The following is a 23,932-nucleotide window of genomic DNA, read 5'->3' as shown; positions in this document are numbered from 1 at the left end:
CGAGTCAAGCCTCCTGTTCCAAGATGTTCTTGGCTCGGTAGTACTGGTCGTCCATCAATTGTCCGAACAGGACGAGCGACGACCCGAGGGTGTTGGACTGCTCGTACCGCCCTGGAAAAAACATGAGCATCGGCTTGCCGCTGACCACGCTCTGCAAGTTGTTCAGCACGTTGTGCGACCGGATGTACGGAAACACCTCGCCGATGCCCGTGAGGAAGACGATGTCGAAGGCGCCGTCAGCGATCTTGTCTCGGATCGCCGGAGCCAGGTGCTGCTGTGGGTTTAGCATCGATTGCAGCATCTCTGTGAACTCGGACTTGTCGAGCTGCGGCTCGACGTCGAGCACTTCATCCCAGTCTCCGCGCGCCTTGAGGATCTCCACCGACAAGTCGTAGAGGTTTACCTCGCGAACCTCGATGCCTTTGTTGGCCAACCGCCTCTTGATCCGCTTCGTGGAGTCGGCGACCGCGAGCGCATCCTCGGAGTCATAGGGGTAGATGAAGAACGGAACCTCATTGCTGAGGCCCTCCATGCGCAGGAACCTGCTGCCACTGAGCACCGCGAAGAGGTGCTCCTCCTGGCGGGACAGTTCGTTTGGAGTCATCGCGTGCCACTCCGCTTGACCGTCGTCGGTAGGAATCGAACGTCGCTCGGTGTATGTGCGTCGAGGGCGTCGAGGACCCGCTCGGACGGCACCGCCGGGAGGATGTCGCCGCGCCCGGAGAGCAAGCTTGCTTCGGTCAGCATTTGGAATACCGTGGAGCGAATCTTTTGCATGGTGGAATCTTTGAGGTCCGCTAGTTCGGAATGCCACAGGGCTTTGCCTCGAATGAAGCTGTCGAAGTGGTCATAGCTGAGGTTCGGCGTTAATAGAATGAACCGCTCACGGACGACCTCCTCAGCGAAGTCGCCGATCAATGTATAGCGACGGCATGCAGCAACCCACATTAGGTGGGCACGTTCCGTCGCTGTCGCTTCGGTCAGCAGCTCAAGTTCGCTGTCCGTCAGGACGGCAAGACGTTGCGCGACCTCACGCGCAAGGCGAAAGCCCGACGAGGTCGTGCGCGACTGAAGAAGATTGTTCTCTCGTATCAGTTCACGCACACGCGCCCAGTCGCGCTCGCGCAGGTAGAGAGGAGCGGCGATGACGGCTTCCCGGGAAAGTAGAGCGCCGCTGGTGAACGACAGCGCATAGCGCTCGGCAGCAGAATCTTCGTTAACCAACCCGCACCTTCCTCCTGAACATGGCAAGTCGTACAGACTAAGCTCGCCAACCGACATCGATCGATTGGCAACGGGGCTGCTAGGAGTCTCTAGCAACAATGGAAGCCCCGCCCCCACGCACCCACTCGTCAACCTCGCTCGCCTGGAACTTCCAAAGACGCCCGATCTTATGGGCGGGCATCCCCTTATCGGCGATCCAGGCGTACACCGTGTCTTTCGTGACACCGAGATGGGCAGCGACCTGATCCGCCGACAGCCAAGGCTCAGCCATCAGAAAACCTCCACCTGGCGATCGTCGAAACGCGGGTACGCTCACCCTATCGGCCAGTGTGTCGCGTCTGACCGGGTTTGACCGGGTCTAGCCGTATTACGCCTGATGCTATCGCCCCCAGTGCAGGTGGCATTGATGTGGGCGGCGGTCACTCTCGGAGAAGGGCTGCGCGGGCAGCATTCGCCACGAGCCGAATGTCGTCATGACCAGAAGAGGCCACCACTCAGAGATCGAGTGACCTCGCACCTCGGGGTTCTTGGCCCCTGAGCCCGTCACCGTGCCCGAATGTGCGCCAGCGGCCTTTGGCTCGTGATGATGCTCGCCAGCCAGTCGCCGGGAGGACGCCATGTGAAATCTGCATGTGGCGCCCGCCCCAGCGCGAAGGCTCATATTACAAGGGACCCCTCACGGAGGAGGATGCGCAGTATCTTCATGGCTGGCCACATGCTCGGCTCGCGGGCGGCGTAGCGTGCGTGGATGAGGCGAAGGAAGCGATACGTCGTTGAATCGACCTCGTCATGTGAAAAGCGGCCTACTCCAATGAGTTGGGCTCCGACGGCTGCCAGGTAGATTTCAAAATCGCAATACGGCATCTCGATTCCTCGTTCTCGCAATTCGGCCCTCAGCTCTCCCTCATCGTCGAAAAACAGCACACGGAGGAGCTGGGCGTCATCCTCGCTGAGTGCGGCTGACGCAGCCTCCCAGTCGAGGACGAGTGAGCGGAGCTGCGCTGTGGTCAAGCATTCTGCACCGAAATTCGGGGAGTTGAATTCGAATAAGGCCCTGAACTCGCCTGGGTCGTCGGAGGTCGCAAACGCGCGGAAGACCTCGCGCACTTCCGCTGTCACGAACGGGGCCAGTTGAACCATCGCGGTTGCTCCGTTAGCGGGGTTCACCGCCTCGAATAAGGCGGTTCTCGCAAGGTCGCGCCCATAGGTCAAGGGGGGTTGTGTGGGCGAGCCTCCACTGTGGGAGGAGCTGATTTCAGATTTCATCGGTTTCACTTTCCTGCAACTGTCGAAAGCATCCCCGGGTCCGGGGTGCGTCGAAAGCTTCATGCGCGGCACCGCACGAAAAACGCAACTGCTCGACACATTCAGCGGGCGCAAGGATCACAGCCGAGCGTGATGAGTGCCGCAAGAAAAGGAGTCCCCAGCCTGAATCCCCTGCCCCCGCAGCCGCAATTACTTTGAGATTCTTGGGACACGCTCGCTTTCGACGTCTGACCGGACCACAATCGACACACAGGGAGGGACGATGACGACGCGCAATGGAGAACGCCCAGGCGACGGCCAGCCCCCGTCACAGAAACTGCGGATAGCAGCGGCGAAGCTACGAGTCGAGTCAGACGCCCAAACACGCCGGCCTACTCCCCAATGGATCAAGGACCTCGCGAACAGCCCTTCGACGATGGCCGGACGAGACGATTGGAGAGACCATGACACCTCGACCTGACAATGCCTGCCACCTTCCACACTTGCCAGCCTCGACCACGCGGTCCGGTGCATTTTCTTGCGTATCGAGAGGATTGTGAACGCTGCGTCCTCGGCGTCGACCTCGACGGGGAAGCTCAACGATTGAGTCGACCCGACAAGTTCAGCGTCGGCTTCTTGCGGCCAACGATCAGCCCGAGCGCCTTGCCTTGCGACTGCAGGTAGGCGAACGCAACGGCGTCGAGCCCGGCGCTGATCCGGCCGACCGCGGCGATGTCCGCGTTGAAATTGTTGAGCGGGTCGTGGAACGACGATCTCCTCGCCGGTGAGCAAGTAGCCGGTGATAACTCCGGCACCCTCGGAGATGAACTAGACATAGCCGAGCGAGACGAACCGGGTGCGGCAATACAGCTGCTGTGGGCCGTTGAGCTCGTCCGTTTCGGGGCGATCGCGCCAGTCGAGCTCGACGATTAGCGGTTTTCGGCCAGCCGAACGATCCACTAAGCGACGGAAGATGCACGCATTTAATATCGCCGGTGCGCGCGGCCGGCGAGAAGGGGCTGCGGCCCGTTGAACGAACCGGGGCTACGAGCTGCGTCGGTGCGGGCCGATGATGCAGTCATCCAACGCGACCCCGCTCAGCAACTCTTGGCAGGTGAGCCACCGCCAAGTACAGATCGCAGCCAGCGTTCGATCGAGTATCTGACGCCCCCGGGCGGGATCGAGTCGGCAGTGTTCCACGGTGCGTGCATGAGAAAGATCTCGGCGTCGCCGCCCTGACTTAGCACCCTCGGCCAGTCCGTCAGAGTCAGGGTCGTCCGACAACATCACCCGGCGCGACGCCGTCGTCGGGTCAGGCAGCGTCACGACGACCGTCTCGCTGGCCGGGGCGTTCAGGGTGAGTGGTTGCCCTCGGCGGGCTCACCATGGGCCAGCCCCCACCGCATCGGCACGATAGTAGGGTCTTGACGTATGGGATACCTGCCACCAACGACAATCGGTGCCGCGCTCCGGCGCATTCAGAAGGGGGACCTGATCTTGCCCGCGATCCAGCGGGAGTACGTCTGGAAGCCATCGCAGGTGATCGGCCTTTTCGATTCGATCATGCGCGGCTACCCAATCGGTAGCTTCCTGTCCTGGAAGGTCGAGCCTGACACCGTCACCAAGTTTCGCTTCTACGGATTCTTGAAGGACTACAACGAGTTCAACGGGAGACACAACCCGACTCTCGATGTTGCGCCCGGCCAGGCCGTCACCGCGATGCTCGACGGCCAGCAACGGCTCACCTCGCTGAATATCGGACTTCGCGGTACCTACGCCTACAGGCGGAAGCACGGGCGGAGCAACAACGCCGAAAGCTACCCCGTCCGCAAGCTCTACCTCAACGTGCTCGGCGAAGCAGAAGAAAACGAGGCTGGCCTGCGCTACGACTTCCGTTTGCTCACCGAGGGCCAACTCGCCGCGGCACAGCCAGAGGAATCGCGGTACTGGTTTCCTGTGCACCGCGTGTTCGAGGCCGAGCAGGCCTTTGACCTCTTCCCGGCAATCGCGGCCGCCGGCCTCGGGAACACCGAGAGCGCGGTCAGCCTGCTTGGTCAGCTTTGGCAGTCGATTCATGCGGTGTCCGGCGTCCACTTCTACGAGGAAACTGACCAAGACGTCGAGCGGGTTCTCGACATCTTCATCCGCGTGAACTCGGCGGGCACCGTGCTCTCGTACAGCGATCTGCTGTTGTCGATAGCAACCGCACAGTGGAAGGAGCGCGACGCCCGTAGCGCCATTCACGGACTGGTGGATGCGCTGAACTCCACGGGGCAGGGCTTCGCGTTCACGCAGGACGTCGTACTGAAGTCCGGGCTCGTACTTGCAGGGATCGGCGACATCGGCTTCAAGGTCAAGAACTTCACCTCCGAGAACATGGCGACCCTCGACCGTGACTGGGACTCGATCGGCGACTCCCTCAAGGTCGCTGCCGGGCTTCTAAGCGACTTCGGCCTGTCGAACGCGACGCTCACGGCGGGAAGCGTGCTCATCCCGATCGCTTGCTACGTCCATCGCCGCGGGCTAACACAGAAGTACCGTGATTCCGTCGCAGACGCCGCCGACCGGGAGCTAATGCGCTCATGGACCCTTCGGTCCCTGATCATGCCTGGCGTCTGGGGCTCCGGCCTCGACTCCCTGCTGCGCGACCTACGCCAGGCAATAGACGACTACGGCGCAACCGGGTTCCCGAGCGCTGAGATCGAGAAGCGAATGGCGGCGCGCGGGAAATCGCTCGCTGTCACGCCCGAGCAGATTGACGACATCCTGCGTCTTCCCTACGGCGGGGCACGCACGTTCGCCGTATTGGCCGTGCTGTTCCCGCATGTCAACACGCGCAACATTCACCACGTTGATCACGTGCTCCCACAAGCGCTGCTGGCTCGGCCGAAGCTCAAACAGGCCGGATTCGACCGAGATGCAGCCGACGATTTACAGACCAAGCGCGATCAACTTCCCAACCTCCAGTTGCTCGAAGGCAGCGAGAACATCTCGAAGTCCGATACGTCACCAACGGTGTGGGCGTCAGCGGCCTTCCCAACTCCCGACAGTTTCCGAGCGTACCTCGACCGAAACGCCCTCCCCCGACTGCCCGCGGACGTGACCGAGTTCGCCGAGTTCTTCACCGAACGCCGCGCAGCCCTCGCACGACGCATCGCCGCCACACTTGGCGGGATTGCCGAGCCGACGACGGACGTCGAGCGAGGCGACGCGGAGGCCGCGCTTGGAGCGACCATCGACGAGGAATTGGCCGAATCCGCCTACTCGGAGTAGGCAGGTTCTACTCCTAAGGGCGCTTGACCAGCATGGTGGGAGGGTTGCACACTCCGAGCACGAGAGGGTTGAGAGGGCGGCAGGTCGACCGCGGCACGCTGTCGTGCTCGCTTTCGGGAGCGACGTCAGGCTTGTTCTGGATAGCAACGTGTAGCGGACCACCGCCATCCAGGCGTAGCAGTGAGCCTTGCGGCGCGCTCCTCCGGCAGAGTTCCGCGGGATCGCGCGCGGCGCTGCCTCTCCCACCACGCTGCCAGGCGCCGCTCAAGGGGGTCGGGGCTTCGGCGTCGAGGCTCGCGGTGTGCTTCGACAAAGCCGACGTATTCGGCGTATTGCTGGTTCCACCGATCTTCGAGCGGCGTCCAAGTGAATCCCGGGATGCTTTCCAGCCGTCGCCGCTGGTAGTCGCAGTGACGCTCCCGGGTGGCGGCCCTGAGTTGATATTTGCGCCATTCCGCGAGGGTGCGTTCCTCGTCCGAGATGCTCCCGGGTGGCAATCTGTTGTTCTCCCGCGGGAGCCTGTTTTCCCGTGATTCGAAGCGCTCGAACGAACGGAGCAAGACCACCCACGAGACTATCCGTGCACTAGGTTCAAGAACTCTCTCGTCGGCTTCCAGTGCCGCGTTCACTGCGTGGTGACGCCGCGAGCGGGCATGGTCGTCGTCGTGCAGGCGGGGAGGCGTCCTTGCGAGGGCTTCGTACTTCGCGGCGAGTTCGTCGGCGGCGTTTGTGTAGGGCATGTGTGACCTTTCCGAACCGCACGGCTGTGCGGTGTCGGAGGGGGCATGCGCGGCACACCGCGCGGGACACGTACCTAGACCGTCGTCGGTACCAGGCGACGGCGCACCAGCCCGGATAGCGACAGGTTCTCTCGGAGAACGACCCGGGCGGCGAACCGTGACCGCCGCCCGTCCGACCCGCGGTCCAGGGCGGCTGCGACGTCACCGTCATTTCGGCACTGGGCACCACGAGACGGTCTCCCGTTGTGGCGGATGGCCCGCCCCACTTGGACGAACCTCGCACGGGTCAGTGGCCCGGCGCTGGTCAGCGGAGGCCGGCGAATCGTCGACGCGGGCGTGCAGCGCCGTGACGGAGCTCCTCATTCATCGCTGGGCGGGACACCGGGCCGGGATGGTTCTGGTCCAGTGCCGCGGCGCACCGTTTGTGGCTGTCGCGGTCGACTCCCCTACCGACCCGTCACGCGCCGACGATCGCGCAGCGGAGCTGATGCTTGCCGCGACGGCACAGATCATTCCAGAGGCGGCCGGTGCCTCGAACTAACGACGGTCAGGTCACGCCAGGATGCGATCCGGGCGTGACCTTGCGGTGGTCGGTGCGGGGTTTGAGTCCCGATTCGACGGCTAGATGGTTCATCCACTTACTAATCGCGTCCTCGGCCCTTGCCGACCACACGGTGGAGTGCCCACACGTGCAGAGGAGCCGGTGGGCGGTGTGCTCCACGCCATGCTTGCTTGACTTCTGGGCTTCCATTGTGGGCGCCGGGCTGACGTGGTCGGGTGCCGCCCGCTTCAAGCGCTCCCAGTCGGGCAGACGCTCGGTCACCGGCGGCAGCACCCGTCGCATCCGTGGACCGTCGTGTCCCGGCCAGCACGTGCGTGAAACGCTGTGTCGTCGGGGTCGGGATGGCCGATGCCATGCTCGCAGACCCTCTCGGCGGTGCCCTTGTCCTGGCGCCAGTGGACCGGCCAGCCGTTCATGCCGTGAGTCGACGGGGTGTGCACCCAACATGATGTGCCCGCGCAGAGGTCCGGACCGTGTACTCGTGTGAGCAATCCGTTCCCGATCGCGACGATGCCGCCGGCGGCGAGTTCGGCGGCGGCGGCGTCCAGCCCCGCCTGATCTGGGGTGTGATGGTGCAATTCGTCGCTCATGCGCCCGACCATATCCGCGGCCACCGACATTCACTGGCGGTGCGGCTCACCTCCCATTGCCTCGAACCCGCCTGAGCCCAGTCGTCGAGCAGCCCGATCGAAGTGTACTCGTGCACGGGAACATGAAATCTCGATGCTCCCTACGGTGGATCTCCTCGGGACCGCAAGGCATCAAATCCGACAGAGGACCACGCCGACGCGACCCCACCGAACAGAACACGCAGCCTCACGGAACAGGCCAGCCCGGCGCACCATCAGCCCGGTGGCCGACATCGCGTACCCCAGAAAGAAGTTGATTCATGTCCGCAATCCCGCTCACGCCCGACCCGCGCAGGCGCACCTGGCACAATCTCCCATCCCTCGCCGAGACCCATCCTGAAATCGCCGCGCAGTGGCACCAGCCCGGAAACGGCGGCGTCACTCCGTGGCACGTCACCGCAGGCAGCAGCACAGAGACGCGCGCGTGGATCTGCGCCAAAGGGCACATCTGGCGCGCGACCCCCAACAGCCGCACATCCGGGCGTGGAGCGAGGACCGCGAAAGCCGGCTGCGGCATCTGCGCGAACCGCGTCCTGCAGGCCGGGGAAAACGACCTCGCTACACTGAACCCGACCATCGCCCACGAGCTTGACCCTTCTAACGGCATCACGGCATCCATGCTTCTCGGGGGCGGGAGTGCGCGGCTCGTTTCCTGGAAGTGCGAACTTCAGCATCGCTGGCTCGCCAGAGTGAAAGACCGCACGCGGGGAAACGGGTGCCCCTACTGCACCAACAAAGTGGTTATGCGCGGCCACAATGACATCGCTAGCACGGCGAGGCATCTGCTTGCCCAATGGGATCCCGCCCTCAATGGCGGGATGGCTGCCGAGGAAACGCTTGGCGGGCAGAGCCAAGCGCGACACTACTTCAAATGCGCCGTGGGCCACGTGCAGCTCGTGAGGTTCAGTGACAGAGCCCGCACCGGCAATTGTGGTGTGTGTGCAAATCAGGAGCTCCTGGTCGGGTTCAACGACTTGGCGACGAAGAACCCGACCTTCGCCGGTCAACTGCGCGCGGAGAACAACGGTGGGCTGACGCCACAGATGGTCATCGGTGGATGGAGCAACAAGAGCTACAACTGGACGTGCGACCGGCAGCACACGTGGCGGGCTACGGTCTACGACCGCCAGTCCGGGAACGGATGCCGTAAGTGTTCACGCACAGGAACCTCTCGCGTCGAACGGGCGCTCTTTCGGGCACTGAGTCCCCACCTGGGCCAGCCCGCGGCAGGTGCAAGGCTGCCAATTCCCTGGCGAACGAACAAAACGATGGAAGTCGACATCTCGGGAACCTTCGGCTTGAACGGAGTGGTAGTCGAGTACGACAGCCGGTTCTACCACCGACAAGACGCCCAGCTCCTTCGCGACCATGACAAAACCGAGGCCCTTCTTGCGGCAGGCTACCGTGTCGTGCGGGTTAGAGATCTGGACTTGGCGCACGTCAGTATTCGCCATACCAATCTGCTTCAACTGGATCACCCCTACCAGCACAACACTGACGAGCGACTTCAAACGGCTCTCGAGCCCGTCGTCATGGCGATCCTCGCCTGGTTGAATGGCCCGGATGAGAGCACGAGCTGAGGTTGCACGAGGGCCTCTGTCAACAGATCGACACGGCGAACGGGCCGAGCGCGAGCATGGATTCGAACCGAGATGATGTCACCACAACGGTGATCCGGATCCGTCTGATCCCTCGCGCTCGAGCTCCTCGATGCGGGCGAAGGTTTCAAAAATACCTGCTCGGTCGTCGCCTAGGCGACCGTAAAGTCCCATCACTGCTCGAGCGTTCGGCTCTGCCGGTCGGCTACCTTGCAGGCGCTCCCATGGGATTGTGGTGGATCGCCGAATTGCTCGGTGTTCCACCGCAGCCGAGGAGCCCACTAAATCAGTCTCGGGAGAATTCTGTGTCTTGCTGCGGTAGCGACCGTCGCGGTTTCGCGATGGATCGTCGGAATGAATGGTCACGGTAACTACGTGTGCGGCCGGATTCGACACCAACCACCAGCCGGGCTGAAACAAAACGCATCCATCTGGCCGGGTCCGCTAACAGGGACATGCTGTGAGTCGGGCATGCCGAGCCTTCAATCACAGGGGCGCGGCCTCCGAGCAGGGTTACACCGCTGTCCGCACGATTCTGAGGATGCGTCGGCGATGTCTGTGGTTTCCGATGGCATCATCCCAATCCAGAGGAGTCCCCGTGTCCAAGAACCCGCTGTTAGCCCTGTGCCTGATCGCTCTGCTCGCCCTGACCGGATGCTCCGCCGACAGCGACGCGGCGCCGCCAGCTCCCGCCACGTCCGAGGAGGCCGTGGCGGAAATCGAACCGGAAGCCGAGGAAGGCCAGACCGAGATGACGATTGAGGAAGCGGGTGAGTAATCTCGACACGGTGTGCCCGCACAACGCAGCCCTCATTACCTTCGCCACTGCGGTCGACGGGTGGGCAGTGAGCGATGACATGACCGAGGTTAACGCCACCGCAGCCGCAGCCAGAGACAGCGCGCAGGCTACCGCTCAGCGATTCGATGACGCCGACGTGGTGTGGCCAGCAAACGTGGCGGATGACATCCCTGTCATGCGGGATGGGAACTTCGCCGACGCCAGCTCGTTCGGCGCAATCGCTCAGATGAACTCCGGTACGTTCATCGCATTCACCTACCCTGACGACACGGCCAGCAACGAGGCAGCTCAGCGGATCCGCTCGCGCCTCAACCTGTCGGCGGACACCGTCGCGTCTTGCGAAGGCCGCTGACCCGACACCTAAGGGCTGAGGCGTCCTAGGACGGTGCCTCAGCCCTGGTGCTCAGCTACCGGGTCCGACCTCCCCGACCGCCTTCGCCTTGATTTCTGCTTCCAGCTGAGCGAGCTCCTTCTCGATAGAGTCCGAGTGCTGCGTTATCTCGATCACGGCGCTTGCCGCGATCCCCTCCGCCTGGATACCGCCGAGTCGAATCCGCCAGCGAATCGGGTGCGCCGGGTCAGCTCCGGAGCTTTCGCGAGTCAATTGTTGCGCAGCAACGGTCTTCAGCTGCCGGCCTCCGCTGTCGGCTCCGGGTAGCCTGTGACGATGGCTGCATGGCAGGACCAAGTCGAGGTAATCCACGCCGATGCGTGGGATTTCGTGCAAACCCTCACTCCTGGCTCGGTCGATACCGTTTTGAGCGACGCGCCCTACGGGGTCGGAGTCACCAAACACGGTCGGAACACCTCGACGAATTGGGATTCCAGCAGCATCGCTTTTGACGCGGCGTTCTGGATGACAGTGAGAGCGACTCTCAAGAACGGGAGCCTCCTGCTGGCCATGGGACACCCCCGGACTGCGCATCGTCAGACAAGCGCACTTGAAGGCGCGGGGTTCGCCATTCAGGATTCCTTGGTCTTCGCAAAAAGCCACGGCTTTTCGGCGCATGCTCGAAATCTTGACGGAGCGTTGAGAAAGGTCGGGGCGCCGGCGGAGCTCGCCGACTCTTACACAGGCTGGGGCACTCACCTGGCGCCACGTCACGAGTTGATCGCCGTCTGCCAGAACCTCGCCTCAGGCGAGAGTCTGACAAACGCAATCGCGAATGGAGGCTCCGGCGGGCTGAATCTGGATGCTGCGCGGGTTGCCGGCCCACCTGAGGATCGTGCGCGAGTTCCCGGGCGGGTTTCTGACACAGCGAATTGGTCTATCCAGCGACCGGCGACAGCCAACATTCCGCACCCGGCCGGACGATACCCGGGCAACTTGATCCTCGAGCACGCCCAACTCTGCGACGCAAGCATGTGTGAGGAGTCCTGCGTCGTTCGAAGAATGAACGAAGACGACGGCCGCAGGAAGTACCGAGCGGGCCGGCGCGACGACCAACCGTCACGCTTTTTCACGGCGCTGAAGTATGCACCGCGGGCAGCGGCAATGCCGCATCCGACCGCGAAATCCGCTCAGCTCGCCGACTGGCTGTGCGCTCTGACGGTGCGGCCCGGGGCGGTCGTGCTCGATCTCTTCAGCGGCTCGGGAGCTCTCGGTCTGGCCGCGGCTCGCGCGGGGGGCGGGGCGAGTGATTTGCGTCGAACGCGAAGCCGAGTACGTGGACTTGATCAGGGGCCAGCTTCTCCTTCGAGACTGAAATCGACATCATTCAGAATGCGGTCCACGTGGACGGGGACGCCCTTAATTGCTCTCCTGTTGCGGAACAGCTGGACGGTTTTGCGGCCGTCCTCAGGGCCGCGCCAGTGCGGGTGCGTAAGCTCCTCGCTCCATAGCGCGCCGAATGCAGACTTTGACGAGGTGCCTGGCGGTAGCAACTCCGGATAGTACGACTGAGCTTTCTGGAACGCGTTCGTCTGATGCAGGAGCACCGCGTCGACCTCGCCGCCCGCGACGGCCGCGAGGAGCTCGCCGATGCTGTCACCCCTCGGTTCCCAGTGTCCGTCTGGATGCTTTTTCCACCCGAGAGCGTGATTCGCGTCGTCGTCCACCGACAACGGTGGAAGCGAGGGGTCGGTGCCGTTGAGGATGTGCGCGCGGCCGGCGCGAAGAAGCGCTTGGATGGCTTCAAGAATGGACAGGCCCGGCGAGACTTCCCCTTGACTGCGGAAATTTGCCGCAACGACCCTTGCCACGCGCTCGGGCAGGTTTTCCTCGTTCGCCGGGTCGAACAGCGCAAGGAATTCATGATCTCCGACCATCTCGGCCAGAAGTTGGAGCGGGGCGAGGCCGAGCATGAGATCCACGGCCATCTCGGTGTGACGCGTAGCTGCGCGGCGGACTTTCTTGGCCGCCAGTACCGGTTCCGCGATGGCTCGGTACTCGGCGGCCTTCTGAGTCAGGAAGAGTTGGAGGTCCGCCCACGAGGTTGTGGTCGCCAGATGAAGCAGGGCCTGAGTCGCCGATGCGGTGATCCGGCCTGCGGCTCGGTCGGTGTCTCGGAAAAGTGCGGCAGCGTCGACATGGTCGTCGTTGAGGGCGCCTGCCCCGAACCTCACGGCGGTAATCCTGTCGCGGACCGAGTGGATGGTCAGGTCGTTTTCGGCGGTGACAACGAGCAGCGCTTGCGGGGTGAAAGTCTCCCGAGCCCGAAGGGCGGGGCCGGAGCGTCTCTTGGCCGTTCCGTTGTAGATCGACCGGATGATGTCCCCGACTTTCACCGCCTCACCGTTGGCCTTTTCGGAATCTGGTGACGGCGCTAGATCGTCGAGGACCCAGATCGGCGCTTGCGAGACTGCCTGCTCGACTGATGTTGCGGTGTCCTTGACCGAACCCGGGAGGTGCTTGTTTGTCCATGTAGCCCGCGCTTGGTGGAAGGCCAAAATCATCGCAGCTGTGAAGGATTTGCCTGACCCGGACGAGCCCTCCATGTAAATGATGGTGCTGCATCGGACGGGGACGACGGGTCGAATGGCTGCTGCCACTACGACTCCGGCGGTGTCGACGTCGGTCCAGGGGCAGCGTGTGATGTAGTGCTCGTGGACCTTTGAGAGGTCCTGACGGACTTGCTCAACCCACGCCGTGGACATCACCGTGGGCTCGATGGGTGGCAGCGAGAATTTGGATGCGCCAGGAAGGTTCACGTCACTGAGCCCCGCGATTGTTGCGGCTGCATCGCCTGCGCTGGCTGCGATGACCGTGCGACCGCTGATGAAGGCACACACGGTCGAGCCCTCGACCGGAACCCATCCCATCGTCGACCATTCAGTGGGATAGGTCGCGGGAATCTGGTTGTTTGCCTTGATGGCCTGTAGCCACTCGAGGCCGTTCTTCACTGGTGGCCATTCGGAATGAAGCAGGAGATCGGAAGGGATGAACGCTTCCTGCTGCGCCCACCTCTGCGGCGCATACATGAGGATCTCCGCCCGTCCGGTCACTGCCGCCTGGTGGGGCGCCCCATCTGTTCCCGTCCACTGGAGCTCGATGCGGCAATGATTCACCCCCAAATAGTCGTCCGGGTCGATCCCGGCCCCGAACTCCCCCGTTTCGATCTCCCATGCGGTGGGCGCGCGGCGGGTGGTGACGGAAGCAACGCGCCCGCCGATCTTCACCTCGGTCGTCCAAGCCGGCGGACCAGGCTGACCATCCGCTTGATAGGTCGCCCCGTACCGCTGAACGGCGGAGCCGTCCTCGGATACGTGCCACGTCCCGAGCTGCACGTCGTCTCTCCCCCGAGCGGGCATCCCAGGCAGGCTCTCTCGGATCCGTCCCATCAGGTCAGCCCAAGACTGGGTAGCCAGGAAGTCGGAAATCGTCCCCGGGCGCCCGACCGCGCCGTCGTCGTCGGCATTCACGTCGAGCGTGAGGTTCACGTAGGCCGGACGGCCCGCGCGTCGCGTGATACTCGTCCACAGTGCCTGGGCGCGTGACCAGAGGGGCCAGTCTCGGTCCACGTTAGTCGAGAAGGCAAGGAGAAGCTCACGGTCCCGGACAGGTAACTGCTTCCACGCGTCGCTGCTGCCCCAATCGCCGATGTCCGAGTGGGAGACGATCAGCACACGGTCCGACGGCGGGATTCCGTCCATCAGGGCGTGTATCTTCTTGACTGCGTCAGCCTGCGTCATTTCATCGCTGACACCGAGGTCATCGCCGCCGATCCCGAGCGCGAGCAGCATTGCGGTCAACGTGCAGTCGCCGTTGAGCACACCGTCGATCATCAGGATGCGCGGTGCAGAACTGAACCACTCAGCAGGAGCTCCCGGGTGAACGTCGATTGTTGAAACTCCCGTGAAGGCCACGTAACTGGTCGCCACGCTTGCTCCGGGAACGATCTGGGGAACTGAACTACGAAATTCCATCTGAGTGGGCGCGGGGGTGAGGTGGACGTCGTGGGCTGAGGCGACGAAGTCGGCTCGGTACCACGGGAGGATCAGCAGGTCGCCGTCGTTCGCCGCAGAGGCCACCAGGGAATGACGCTTGGAGTTCCGGTAGCCAAGGGCGTTTCGCTCTGCGAAGGCGGGAACGTCGGACCTCTCGACGGTCTCGTAGCCTCGGGCGAGAGCGACGAGGGGCGCGATGTTCAGGGCGGCAAGGGTGTCCGCGCCGGAGAGAGTCACTTGCGGCGCGAAGTCGGTGGCAATCCAGGCGGGCCCGGCGATGGGGAGTGTGGTGTTGCTCATGCCAACTCCATGCGCGGCACATTGGCGAAATCACGCAAGGGTTGTGGAAGACGGTGCAATCCTCTCGGACCTCGCCTCGATGGAGGAGTTGCAACCAGAAAAACCAACATGAACCACTGACTGCGTATTGCCAAAATGCCCGAATTCATTGGGATCGAGCCGCCCCTCTATCTCTTAATACTCAGTTACCAATAAAAATAGAAATATATATATAGAGGGGTCATTAAAGGTTCCTCTACCGACCATATATACCATGCATTCCTACCTATATATGTCTATCTCTCAATAATCTGGTGCATGAGTATTGTTGCAGGTAAATTGCTTTTGATCGGGGGTTATGCTGTTACCAGCGTCGGGTGAATTGTGGTGAGTCTGGTTACACTTTAAAGCGTTCGGGCCGACGCCACTAGCGGCTGACATCTCCCTCCTCACGGTCCGTAAGCGCCGACACCTCGGTAGCGCGGCCAACCGCCGCGTGGCTGCTACCACCGCGCCAGAGTCGTCCGGGGCGTGCCACCGCGGTCCGGGCTGGGCGACCCGGGTCACCCGCTCCGACGTGGGACCGGCCCGAATTGACGCAGCGATCGGGCGCCCGTCGACGATTCGCGGCGCCAGGATACGGTGGGATCGTGGAGGCTGAGGTTTGAGGGATTGTCTCCGCCCACGGTGTCCGAGCTGACGATCCAACCAGGTCCCTCATCGATTCCACCTCCACCCAGCACGATGCGGCGCAGTTTCACAAAATCACGTCAGCGGGACGCCATCACGGCACCGAAAACTTCCCGGAGGATGTCGTCGACGATGAGGTGGTTCGTCTGGGCGACGGTGCTGCGGCGGAGCGGGCGCGGGTGGGTCACCTCTGTTCTACGCACTATCAACACGGAACTGCCTGCTCCCGGAGGGCGCTGTCCGCCCCGCTAACCGGTTACGGGGCCCGCACCCACAATCCGAGGTGCGAGAACTCTTAGGCGATCGTCGGCCGACCTGTGGACAGCTGAGCCGCATTCAGCGTCTGCGGGTGCCTGCGCCGCGCATGTACCCCGCATGTTTCTGATCGCAACCGACGGGTCGGGGGCGGCGCTCCAGCGGCCTTGCCGGCAAGGTCGCCGCCGAAGCCCTCAAACGCACCGTCGTCGTCCACTGGGTCCGCGGTCACGCCGACGACAGCTTGAACCGAGCCGTCGACCGTCTCGCCTCCCACACCGCCCGACGCGCAGCCGGACGGATGAGCGCGAGGTCTAAGACGCGAACGAAAGCGGAAGTCCGCCAGATCATCTAAGACGGGATCGACTCCGGCGGCCGCCCGCCCGTCTGCGAATGCGGGGTTGCCGAGCACATCGCGCGACCGCACGGCAGACTTCCCGTTGTCACACCGAAAGTGTCGCGGTGGGTGTTCCACCGACCGCGACTCGTCGTCCGGTTCGGGCTGTGGCTTGCGGGGAGCCAGTAACGCGTTTAGCCGCTAACGTCGACCGGAGTACTCCGGGTCGCACGGCCCGATGTGGAACCTGCCCGACATCAACTTCGCTAACGGCAGACCGCACGTCTCACATACTCTGCCGGGCCGGCGCACCTGCGGAGCCCGGTCAACGGCCGCCAGCAGGTCGCTCTCCGGCAGGTACCCGCGGCCCGACAGGCGCCGCGCCGGCGCCGCCCGCAACCCTCCCCCGTCCAAGACGATCGGGGTGATCCGAGCGACCCGCCGGTAGAAGAATTTCGTTCCCCCGTACCGCTGTTTCTTCACGACCTTCGTCAGGATCCCTGCCCGCACCAGCGCGGCGAAGAATTCGCTGAGGATATTGAGGACCTCTGCGTTCGCCAGCCCGAACTCCTCCCGCAGCGCATCCCCGGTGCCGACAAAACCGACCCTCTCGCCCGGCTCCGTTTCCTCCACCACATTCACCAGCACCCACGCCTGCCACATCTGCCGCGGGACTGGCAGGTCCGAGCTCGTGACCACGTTCAGATACTCCGGCCACACCGGGAACCTGTCCGACAACGCCTTCCCTTCCGCCGACCCGAACCACGCGCCGAGCATCGCCTCCCGCGTCTCCGCCTCGAGCGCCGCCTTCGCCGCGGCCGCCGCGAGCTTCTCCCGCTCCTTCTCCGCGTCCGCCGCACGCTGCGCCGCAAGCTCCGCCTCCCACCGCCGCTGCTTGAGTGCCCCGGCCAGAAAGTTGCGGGTGGAGCGGTTCGACAGGCCGTGGACCGGGTCGACAGTGAACTGGTCGAGGGGCTGGACGAGAAACGAGCCGGAGCCCTCGTAGGTGGCGTGGTTGAACGGATGCCCGAACGTGTACGCGGTGCCGACGAGCCGGGTCAGCGGGTTGAACCAGAGGACCGCTTTCTCCTGCTCGGCGACGGCCCGCTGTGTCTCTCCGATCCTCACCTCATCGCGGTCGATTCGCATCTGCGCGCCGACGTGGCCGAACAGCCACACGTCATGGATACCCTGCGCCTTGTACGACAGGTGGCGTTCCCGCCACTGGTCGGCGGGCAGCTTCGAATACTGGATCTCGATCGCGATCCGCTCCCCTCCCGCCAGCGTCACCATGACATCGGCGATCCGCTCCCGCTGCGCGTTCGACGGCTGCTCCTCCACCACTGTCGCGTCCGGGTACCGGGCCCGCACCCACGCACCGATCTGCGCTTTCGCCTCCACATGGAAGTACGACTCGGCGGCATGCCCGAAGTTCCCCTGCAGGTGCTTGAAATGATCGCGGTGCTCCCGCCGGCTGGAGGTGGTCAGCGGCGGCTGCGGGCAGTTCGGGACCGGGCAGCAGAGCTCCGCTTTTACGAACGCGCGGACGCCCCGAGCACTGCCGTCCTCGAGCCGGTACAGGCCGACCTCATCGGAGAGGTAGCGGGCGTAGACGAACCGTTGCTCCCCTTCTTGGAACTCCGCCAGTGTTGACCGCTCATGGATCATGGGCGGAGGCTAACGCGACCCACCGACAGTTTCCGTCGGCTCCTCGCCCAAGTGCAGCCCGCCGACACCGTTCGCCGACGCCATCAGATACTCAAGCCATCGACTGTTCATCGCACCTGACGTCGCGCGGCTGAACTGGAACGTGAGCGGGATGCTCGGGTCGAGCAACACCGCGGACCGGCCGCCGCCGACGTCCGCCGCCAACGGCCAAGTCAGGACGAACCGTTCGTCTCGGCGGAGCTTCGCGACGATCACCATCTGCAAGTGAGCGAGCGTCCGGTCGTCGAACGGGAAGCTGTGCCCGCCGCTCCCGTAAGTCAGAGAGCCCATCTTGGTCGCTTCCTACCGAGCATGAGGTTTACTCTAGTCGAGTGCGATTGGTTTTTGGGCAGAAGTCCGCGCATGTTCCGGTTGAAGGCGCATCCGGCGCCACCTGAGAGGACTCCCGAAAATGTCCGACACCTCCGGTAACGTGTTCGCCCGCGACGAGAAAGCGGTCGCCGACCCGAGAACCCCGCCTGCGCTTCTCACGAAGATCGCACGGAAGAAGGTGGTGAGCGGCGGACCGTCTCACCATGAACATCTTCGCCCGCGAGAACGCCGGCGAAAACCCGTCGACTCCGCCGGAGACTCTCGCGTGGCTGGCGACGATCGAGAACGATTTCGGCCTCCTCGGCCGAGTCTTGGCGAACCCGTCGACGCCGTCAGACACCCTCCCGTTGTTCATCGGCTCGACTGACAGTTTCCACAAGCAATGCGGCTCAGTTGGCGGATCGGGCCTCGTCGAACTTCATGATCGGGCCGCCGAGCGGACCGTCAGCCAAGTCCCTCTGGATCGACCGGTCTCGCTCCATAGGTGAAGCGGATTGATCCACAGCAGGAGGTCGGCAACAACTCGCGGGCCGCCGGGGCCGACGGCCCCTTCCGCGACCGCAACCATCAGAGCGCCACTATGACCGGCGGCCGCGACCCGCCAGAACCCTCCTGCCCTATGAACCGATCGTTCACGGCATGCACCACGCCTTGGCCGCGAGCTAGGGATCGGCCTCCGGCCACGCTGCCGGCGCTACACCCACACGCCGTCACCAAGGAATACCGCCGCCTTCTTGACACCAGCCTTTCTGTTCCCGAGGTCTGCGACCATGCCGTCCTTGACCGCGATGAATCCGCTCGTCGTGTACCGAGATGATGCAGCCCATCCGCGGTACTCGTAGATGCCATCACCGTCGATGTGCCATCGGATGCTCCCCGAACGGCCACTGCCCGAAAGACTGGCGTCCGTCTCGAGGAACTGCCGCTCGATGCCCCACTTCGGGTCCGGGCCGACGACCTTCGCCATCCACGCGTTAGCTCCAATGCCGCCACCGCGTACACGCATCTGCGCGGATACAGCGTTGATTGCGGCTGAGTCCTGGGAACCCAGGACGAGCTCGTGGATGAAGTCGCTGTCCGTGAGACCGAGGAGTGAGTACATCTCTTTGATCCTCTCGCTCGCGCTCGCGCTCGTGCTCGCGTTCGATTCTTGGATGGTGACAGACGCGACGCCCTCTTCTGAGCCGAAGACGCCGGCCGGATGTGGGTCGGCGGTCTCAGCTGACCCTGGGCTTGGCGCGCTGACGGCCGCGCCCGCGGGCGTGAAGCCCATCGGATGGGTCCCTGTCCCTGTAGTCCCTTCTTTGCTCATGTCGCGCTTGTCTGCGGTCATGCCGGTGTTCTCGATAGACATTGCGGTGGTGCCTTTCTCAGAGGTTCTGCTGAATCTGCGGCACGCTGCGGTGCCGTTTGGATAAGGACTCGGGAAATTCGTTGTCCTCCCCATCTCCTTGCGCGGCAAGGAAATTCGGCTGGATACTCCGTGTTCGCGGGACCGAGACAGAGCGGGCGGGCGCAGCGCGGGCGCCAACAACCGATAGCCACGAGAGGGGGCGCCGGGCTCGTGCGGCGTCCGAGCTGCAGTGAGCCCTACGATGTGCCGCCCGTGGACGGCTGCACGGCGGCAGTCGAATGCAAGAGGGCGGCGCCCTGGTCACGCGAACGCCGCCCTGCTGCCGGTTACCTCCGGGCGGCCTTGCGGATTGCAGCTTCCTCGTCGTGCTCACTGAGTCGTTTCAGCATCTCCGAGTCGTCAGTGGTGCGTGCGACATACATCCGGTACTCGCGCGATCCGTAGGCTACCTCGTCAGCCCACCCGCCCTTCATCGACTGTCCCTTGCGATCGGCCTCCTCGTGAGCCAGATACGCGGCCCAGTCCAGCGACCGCTGGGCAGCAGCCTGGATCTTGCCGCTGCGGTGGTTCAGCAGGGTTTTTGCCAGATCCGGACGGAGGTGCAGGAGCCCGGCAGAAAAGATCCGGCGCTTCAGCGGTAGATCGTCGAACGCCCGGCGGAAGTCCTCGTGCGAGACCTCGGGGTGGATCGTGATCCACACCCTCTTGCTGTTCTTCCCGTCCTCGCTTGGCTCCTTGGCCAGCTCCTCGAACTGGTCCTCGACGGTGGTCATCGGCTTACCGCCCCGAAACGTCCACCATGGTGTCGCGTCCTCGCTGAACTTCGATTCGTACAAGGCGGCGAACTCCTGGTTGCGGGCCCGCTGCCGGTCGACGACAGCAGCCATTTCGTCGCCGGCCACGTCGATCTCGGCATCGGAGAGAGCCTTGGCGGTCACCTCGCGCCGCTCGATGATCGTCGACCAGAAAGATGGCATCCACCCGTCTACGTTCAGCTCTTCGATGTACTCCGTGTGGAACGCGTCGGCCTTTTCCTGTGCTCGGAAAAGGGTGGCGAGCTCGCGGGCCTTCTTGTGGACCTGGATGCGGTACTCCTCGGTGTCCGGCTGCGCTGACGGCAGCGGGGTCTCCGGCGCCGACGCCTCCGTCTCACTGGTTTTGCCGCGGGTCCGCGGGTCGATGTGCATCATTCTGAATCCATTCTTCTTCGGTAGGGTTGGTCGCCCGTCACCTTTCGAACTGGCCGGCTTCCTGTTGCAAAGCCGCCCGGTTGACTGAGGCAGGCGGGCGCGCAGTGCTTGGACTGGCGCCGTACAGAGTCCATGCGCGGCACCTTCGCGATTTTGGCCAAAGACGCAAAGTTGCTTCGAATTCGAGTTCCTTTCGAACGCGGTTCAACCCCGCGACAGGCGTCTTCCGGGCGCTCTGTCGTGCCCTGAACGGTCGACTAACCGACCCCACACGGTGCCGGAACCAGTCGGCTTTCAAGTGAGAGGCGCCTCCAATTGCCGCGCGAATTCATCCGCAAATCTCGGAACACTCCCCGCTTCTTGGGGCTCTGCTCACGCCCGAGGAAAATCGCCCGGAACGTCGAGATTCCGTCGGTGCGCGTCTCCCTCTTGTCTCCCTACTACGTGCCGGCCTGCCGTTCAGTCGCCCTCGGTAGGTCCGTTCCACAGCACGTCGGACTTCCCCGTTCCAGTGAGCGACTTGTGTGTCTTCCCCGCGGCATCGAAGCGCAAATCGCCGGCGAACCCGTCCCTATGTCGGGCCCGAGGTGGGCGCCATCCTGCATCCGCTTTACCGCTCGATTCCCCTGCCCGGGGGCACCTCGCCGCAGCACTCGTGCACGCATAATCGGAACACGAAACTGACCGGTTCGTCACCCTCCCCGCCGTCCGCCCCGTCACCCGTGAAGCTGCCGGCAGGCGCACGACGGCGCCCGGTTTTCTGATGCCGGCAGGGTGATGCCTCTGCACCGTTGCGGGTAGCGGCACGGTGGACGGCTCGTCATTCGTACCGGACGCCTGAATATGACCTGACACACGCCTCCGACGCCACCACGATGTCGCCTCCGGCAGGGTCGAGGCGCAGCGAAGCTGTCACCCGAACCGATGAGACGCGCCAGCGAAATTAGCCGTGATCGTGCGGCAGAGCGCAGCGACCGGGCGTAGCTGCTCGGGCCAAGGACCTCAGCAGCCGACGACGGACAAAACCGTCCTCGGGGACGAACAGCCAGCCGTGCCGGACATCGAACGAAGCGTCCGAACTGGCTTACGCACGCACGCCGGACAAACCGTCAGGCGCCGGGTGTCCGTATCGGCGTGCGGGCAGGCAGGTGGGCTGAAAGTGGGAGTCACGGCAGGGACCTGTCGAGGTCGCGAAGCGATCGAACAGGGGTCGAGGTCGCGAAGCGACCAGAGGGTGTGCGGTCGGGAGCACGCCAGCGGCCGTGGAAGCGGGAGCGGGAGCGTACTGGCACGGCCAGTTGCGGACAGTTGGGTTCAGAGCAGAAAGAGGCTGGGTGGGGTGCGCACCGCGCGCCAGAAGGTCGTTGGGAGAGGTGGCGTTCTGAGCCCCGCCGCGCACCTCCGATGAGGTGGCCCGGTTCAGAGCGGTGAGTCGAGGGTGGAAATTCAGAGGTGTCCGTGAAGTTGGTTACGAAAAGGACCGTAGGAGGGTGCGCCCGCGCCCGACCTTCTCCTCCTCGCTCAGTCGGCGTCCGGCCTCTCCATTCATTTCGGAGCTCTCTTCGGCTTTCCTTTCCACGGCTCCTCGGTTCCGGCCGGCCTCCTTCGACCCGGTTCGGCGATCGCCGGTCTCGCACTTGGGGTGCTCGCCGACTTCGCGTTCTACGGGTTTACCCGGGCCGGGTGACGCTCAAACCTCGAACAGAAGGAGAAGGGATACCACCGCAATGAATTTCGGTCCGCGAAGAATCCAGGATCGCGGCGTGCCGCGGTCTTACGGGTTGGATTTGACGCCCCGCTGCCCCGGCGAGCAGCTCAGCAACCGCTCTCTCGCCATTCGTAGGCCACAACCCTCCCCACGACGGGATGAGCCTCCATCACCGGCCGGAACGTGATGGACGCCGAATGGCGAGCAGGGTCAGCAGCGAGGATGCGAGCAGTGCAACCCAGACGCCGCGCGGCTCAGTCACAGCGAGGCGTGGTCCACCTGCGCTCGTCAAGTTTTTGAGACAGTTTGATTGGTTTTCTTATGCGGCCACGGGTTCGCGGTCGCGGGTGTGATGTGCTGCTCGCGCAGCGGCGGGGCTGATGCCGCCGTTGTGGCGGTGAGGCCGGCGGCGGTTGTACCAAGTCTCGATGTATTCCATGACCGCGGTCCGGGCCGAGAGGTGGTTCGAGAAGCTCTGCTGGTGGAACATCTCGGTCTTCAGGTGGGAGAAGAACGACTCGGCCACGGCGTTGTCCCAGCACACGCCAACGGCGCCCATCGACTGGGTGATGCCGTTCGAGGCGCACCAGTCCTGGAACCGGGTCGAGGTGTATTGGCTACCTCGGTCGGAGTGGAAGATCACCCCGGACCCAGCGAGCCGGCCGTGGTCGCGGGCCATGACGATCGCCTCGACGATCAACTCGGTGCGCATATGCGAGGCCATCGCCCAGCCGATCACCTCGCGGGTGCACAAGTCGATTACTGTCGCCAAATACAGCCACCCCGAACCCGTCCGGAGGTAGGTGATGTCGCCGACGAGGCGGGTGCCCGGGGTGGCGGAAGAGAAATCGCGGACGCCGTGCACGTCGAGCATGTGATTGCGGATATGAGCCGTCCGGGCGTCACAGTCCTGGTCGGTGGTCTTCTTCCACGCCCTCATCCGCACCGCGCGCAGGCCCAGCTCCCGCATGATCGACCCGACGGTCCCGACCGCGATCTGGACGCCCTCGTTGCGCAGCAGAAAAGCGATCTGGTCACGCCCGGCCTTGCCCTTCTCCCGGTCGTAGACCCGCTTCACCTGCTCGGTCAGCATCACGTGGCGTTGCTGGGTCGGCGTCGGCTCCTCGGGGAGCAACCATCGGTAGAACGAGGCACGGGCAACACCAAGTTTGTGACACATCCAGGTCACCGGGAAATGAGCCTTCTCTGAGCGAATGAACGCGAACACGTCGCTCACTGTTGCTTCGCGGCAAAGAAGGCGCTGACTTTTCCCAGGAACTCGTTCTCCCTCTTCAGCTCGGCGAGCTCGAGCTGCAGGGCCTTGTACTTGGCCCACTCCACCGGACCCGGCTCATCCCTGCCCGCCTCGGGATGTTCCTCTTTCCACGCCCGCACCCAGTTCCCCAGAGTGCCCTCCACGACGCCGATCTCCGGCGCCACCTGAGCTATCGGCCGACCCGAGCTGAGCACCAGCGCCACCGCGTCAGCCTTGAACTGCGGCGTGAACTTCCTACGATCCGACATACCGGATCCTCCTTACCCCTGTCTCAACTCACCATACGGGCGCAACCGATGATGAACGTCGCGAGCATCACGCCGAACGGCTCCGGCGCGCAGTCGGCG

General features: G+C 63.8%; 19 protein-coding genes and 1 pseudogene. 6 read left to right on the top strand and 14 right to left on the bottom strand.

From position 1 onward, the window contains the following. Positions 1 to 4 precede the first annotated feature (4 nt). From ABIB15_RS12605 to ABIB15_RS12590, 4 genes are all read right to left on the bottom strand, one after another. Positions 5 to 604, bottom strand: coding sequence for a DUF1788 domain-containing protein (locus tag ABIB15_RS12605; protein ID WP_354479146.1), 600 nt, complete (start codon positions 602 to 604; stop codon positions 5 to 7). Beyond that, positions 601 to 1,224: a DUF1819 family protein gene (locus ABIB15_RS12600; protein ID WP_354479143.1), complete on the bottom strand. Its 624-nt coding sequence runs from the start codon at positions 1,222 to 1,224 to the stop codon at positions 601 to 603. Before ABIB15_RS12600 ends, ABIB15_RS12605 begins: the two co-directional genes overlap by 4 nt. A 79-nt stretch (positions 1,225 to 1,303) precedes the next feature. Beyond that, complete coding sequence (locus ABIB15_RS12595) at positions 1,304 to 1,495, bottom strand: helix-turn-helix domain-containing protein (RefSeq protein WP_354479140.1); 192 nt, start codon at positions 1,493 to 1,495, stop codon at positions 1,304 to 1,306. Positions 1,496 to 1,881: 386 nt separating this feature from the next. Beyond that, the gene (locus ABIB15_RS12590) at positions 1,882 to 2,436 is read right to left on the bottom strand and encodes a hypothetical protein (protein WP_354479137.1); all 555 of its coding nucleotides are present in this window, start codon (positions 2,434 to 2,436) and stop codon (positions 1,882 to 1,884) included. A 10-nt stretch (positions 2,437 to 2,446) separates the two neighbouring features. Here ABIB15_RS12590 and ABIB15_RS12585 point away from each other — a divergent pair, with 10 nt between their 5' ends. Next, positions 2,447 to 2,623, top strand: a complete 177-nt coding sequence (locus tag ABIB15_RS12585) for a hypothetical protein (protein WP_354479134.1) — start codon at positions 2,447 to 2,449, stop codon at positions 2,621 to 2,623. Positions 2,624 to 3,065: 442 nt separating this feature from the next. On the opposite strand, the gene ABIB15_RS12580 is transcribed toward ABIB15_RS12585, so the two are convergent. Beyond that, complete coding sequence (locus ABIB15_RS12580) at positions 3,066 to 3,284, bottom strand: hypothetical protein (protein ID WP_354479131.1); 219 nt, start codon at positions 3,282 to 3,284, stop codon at positions 3,066 to 3,068. Positions 3,285 to 3,900: 616 nt separating this feature from the next. On the opposite strand from ABIB15_RS12580, the gene ABIB15_RS12575 reads away from it, so the two are divergent. Further along, entirely contained in the window at positions 3,901 to 5,742 is a 1,842-nt protein-coding gene (locus tag ABIB15_RS12575) for a GmrSD restriction endonuclease domain-containing protein (RefSeq protein WP_354479128.1), read from the top strand. Between the two features lie 125 nt (positions 5,743 to 5,867). On the opposite strand, the gene ABIB15_RS12570 is transcribed toward ABIB15_RS12575, so the two are convergent. Together ABIB15_RS12570 and ABIB15_RS12565 are read right to left on the bottom strand one after the other, a co-directional pair. Next, complete coding sequence (locus ABIB15_RS12570; RefSeq protein ID WP_354479125.1) at positions 5,868 to 6,482, bottom strand: helicase associated domain-containing protein; 615 nt, start codon at positions 6,480 to 6,482, stop codon at positions 5,868 to 5,870. Positions 6,483 to 7,301: 819 nt separating this feature from the next. Then, on the bottom strand, positions 7,302 to 7,634 hold the full coding sequence (locus tag ABIB15_RS12565; protein ID WP_354479123.1) for a hypothetical protein: 333 nt from the start codon (positions 7,632 to 7,634) through the stop codon (positions 7,302 to 7,304). A 299-nt stretch (positions 7,635 to 7,933) separates the two neighbouring features. Between ABIB15_RS12565 and ABIB15_RS12560 the strand changes: the two genes are divergently transcribed. The 4 genes and pseudogenes from ABIB15_RS12560 to ABIB15_RS12545 form a co-directional block, all read left to right on the top strand. Beyond that, positions 7,934 to 9,253, top strand: coding sequence for a zinc-ribbon domain-containing protein (locus ABIB15_RS12560; RefSeq protein WP_354479120.1), 1,320 nt, complete (start codon positions 7,934 to 7,936; stop codon positions 9,251 to 9,253). Positions 9,254 to 9,869: 616 nt separating this feature from the next. After that, positions 9,870 to 10,049 carry a hypothetical protein gene (locus ABIB15_RS12555; RefSeq protein ID WP_354479117.1) on the top strand — a complete coding sequence of 60 codons (180 nt, stop codon included), beginning with the start codon at positions 9,870 to 9,872 and terminating at the stop codon, positions 10,047 to 10,049. After that, the gene (locus ABIB15_RS12550; protein WP_354479114.1) at positions 10,042 to 10,422 is read left to right on the top strand and encodes a hypothetical protein; all 381 of its coding nucleotides are present in this window, start codon (positions 10,042 to 10,044) and stop codon (positions 10,420 to 10,422) included. Before ABIB15_RS12555 ends, ABIB15_RS12550 begins: the two co-directional genes overlap by 8 nt. Positions 10,423 to 10,737: 315 nt before the next feature. After that, positions 10,738 to 11,637 (top strand): annotated as a pseudogene (locus ABIB15_RS12545) (hypothetical protein); the annotation flags it as partial. Between the two features lie 110 nt (positions 11,638 to 11,747). Here ABIB15_RS12545 and ABIB15_RS12540 read toward each other — a convergent pair. The 7 genes from ABIB15_RS12540 to ABIB15_RS12510 all read right to left on the bottom strand — a co-directional run bounded on the left by ABIB15_RS12540 (position 11,748) and on the right by ABIB15_RS12510 (position 23,833). Beyond that, complete coding sequence (locus ABIB15_RS12540) at positions 11,748 to 14,756, bottom strand: hypothetical protein (RefSeq protein WP_354479111.1); 3,009 nt, start codon at positions 14,754 to 14,756, stop codon at positions 11,748 to 11,750. Between the two features lie 749 nt (positions 14,757 to 15,505). After that, positions 15,506 to 15,628, bottom strand: coding sequence for a hypothetical protein (locus tag ABIB15_RS12535; RefSeq protein ID WP_354479109.1), 123 nt, complete (start codon positions 15,626 to 15,628; stop codon positions 15,506 to 15,508). 590 nt (positions 15,629 to 16,218) lie between these two features. Beyond that, positions 16,219 to 17,685 carry a competence protein CoiA family protein gene (locus ABIB15_RS12530; protein WP_354479107.1) on the bottom strand — a complete coding sequence of 489 codons (1,467 nt, stop codon included), beginning with the start codon at positions 17,683 to 17,685 and terminating at the stop codon, positions 16,219 to 16,221. Positions 17,686 to 17,694: 9 nt separating this feature from the next. Further along, positions 17,695 to 18,015, bottom strand: a complete 321-nt coding sequence (locus ABIB15_RS12525; protein WP_354479104.1) for a DUF7882 family protein — start codon at positions 18,013 to 18,015, stop codon at positions 17,695 to 17,697. 736 nt (positions 18,016 to 18,751) lie between these two features. Beyond that, positions 18,752 to 19,411 (bottom strand): hypothetical protein, encoded by a 660-nt coding sequence (locus ABIB15_RS12520; protein WP_354479101.1) that lies wholly within the window; start codon positions 19,409 to 19,411, stop codon positions 18,752 to 18,754. Between the two features lie 326 nt (positions 19,412 to 19,737). Beyond that, the gene (locus ABIB15_RS12515; protein ID WP_354479098.1) at positions 19,738 to 20,601 is read right to left on the bottom strand and encodes a hypothetical protein; all 864 of its coding nucleotides are present in this window, start codon (positions 20,599 to 20,601) and stop codon (positions 19,738 to 19,740) included. Positions 20,602 to 22,628: 2,027 nt separating this feature from the next. Further along, positions 22,629 to 23,833 (bottom strand): IS3 family transposase gene (locus ABIB15_RS12510; protein WP_354479095.1). Its coding sequence is split into 2 segments (ribosomal slippage): positions 22,629 to 23,581 and positions 23,581 to 23,833, totalling 1,206 coding nucleotides; the frame shifts between segments, so codons are not numbered across the junction. Positions 23,834 to 23,932: the final 99 nt, after the last annotated feature.

It is taken from the genome of Marisediminicola sp. UYEF4, assembly GCF_040546025.1.
Taxonomy (GTDB): Bacteria; Actinomycetota; Actinomycetes; order Actinomycetales; family Microbacteriaceae; genus Marisediminicola.
Note: the sequence above shows the minus strand (reverse complement) of the source record. Positions and strands in the feature narration are given on the sequence as shown.

What these genes read in the sequence shown, in the direction of transcription:
- ABIB15_RS12605 (WP_354479146.1), bottom strand. Translation starts at nt 604, where the DNA reads ATGACTCCAAACGAACTGTCCCGCCAGGAGGAGCACCTCTTCGCGGTG.
- ABIB15_RS12595 (WP_354479140.1), bottom strand. Translation starts at nt 1,495, where the DNA reads ATGGCTGAGCCTTGGCTGTCGGCGGATCAGGTCGCTGCCCATCTCGGT.
- ABIB15_RS12575 (WP_354479128.1), top strand. Translation starts at nt 3,901, where the DNA reads ATGGGATACCTGCCACCAACGACAATCGGTGCCGCGCTCCGGCGCATT.
- ABIB15_RS12570 (WP_354479125.1), bottom strand. Translation starts at nt 6,482, where the DNA reads ATGCCCTACACAAACGCCGCCGACGAACTCGCCGCGAAGTACGAAGCC.
- ABIB15_RS12565 (WP_354479123.1), bottom strand. Translation starts at nt 7,634, where the DNA reads ATGAGCGACGAATTGCACCATCACACCCCAGATCAGGCGGGGCTGGAC.
- ABIB15_RS12560 (WP_354479120.1), top strand. Translation starts at nt 7,934, where the DNA reads ATGTCCGCAATCCCGCTCACGCCCGACCCGCGCAGGCGCACCTGGCAC.
- ABIB15_RS12540 (WP_354479111.1), bottom strand. Translation starts at nt 14,756, where the DNA reads ATGAGCAACACCACACTCCCCATCGCCGGGCCCGCCTGGATTGCCACC.
- ABIB15_RS12530 (WP_354479107.1), bottom strand. Translation starts at nt 17,685, where the DNA reads ATGATCCATGAGCGGTCAACACTGGCGGAGTTCCAAGAAGGGGAGCAA.
- ABIB15_RS12525 (WP_354479104.1), bottom strand. Translation starts at nt 18,015, where the DNA reads ATGGGCTCTCTGACTTACGGGAGCGGCGGGCACAGCTTCCCGTTCGAC.
- ABIB15_RS12520 (WP_354479101.1), bottom strand. Translation starts at nt 19,411, where the DNA reads ATGTCTATCGAGAACACCGGCATGACCGCAGACAAGCGCGACATGAGC.
- ABIB15_RS12515 (WP_354479098.1), bottom strand. Translation starts at nt 20,601, where the DNA reads ATGATGCACATCGACCCGCGGACCCGCGGCAAAACCAGTGAGACGGAG.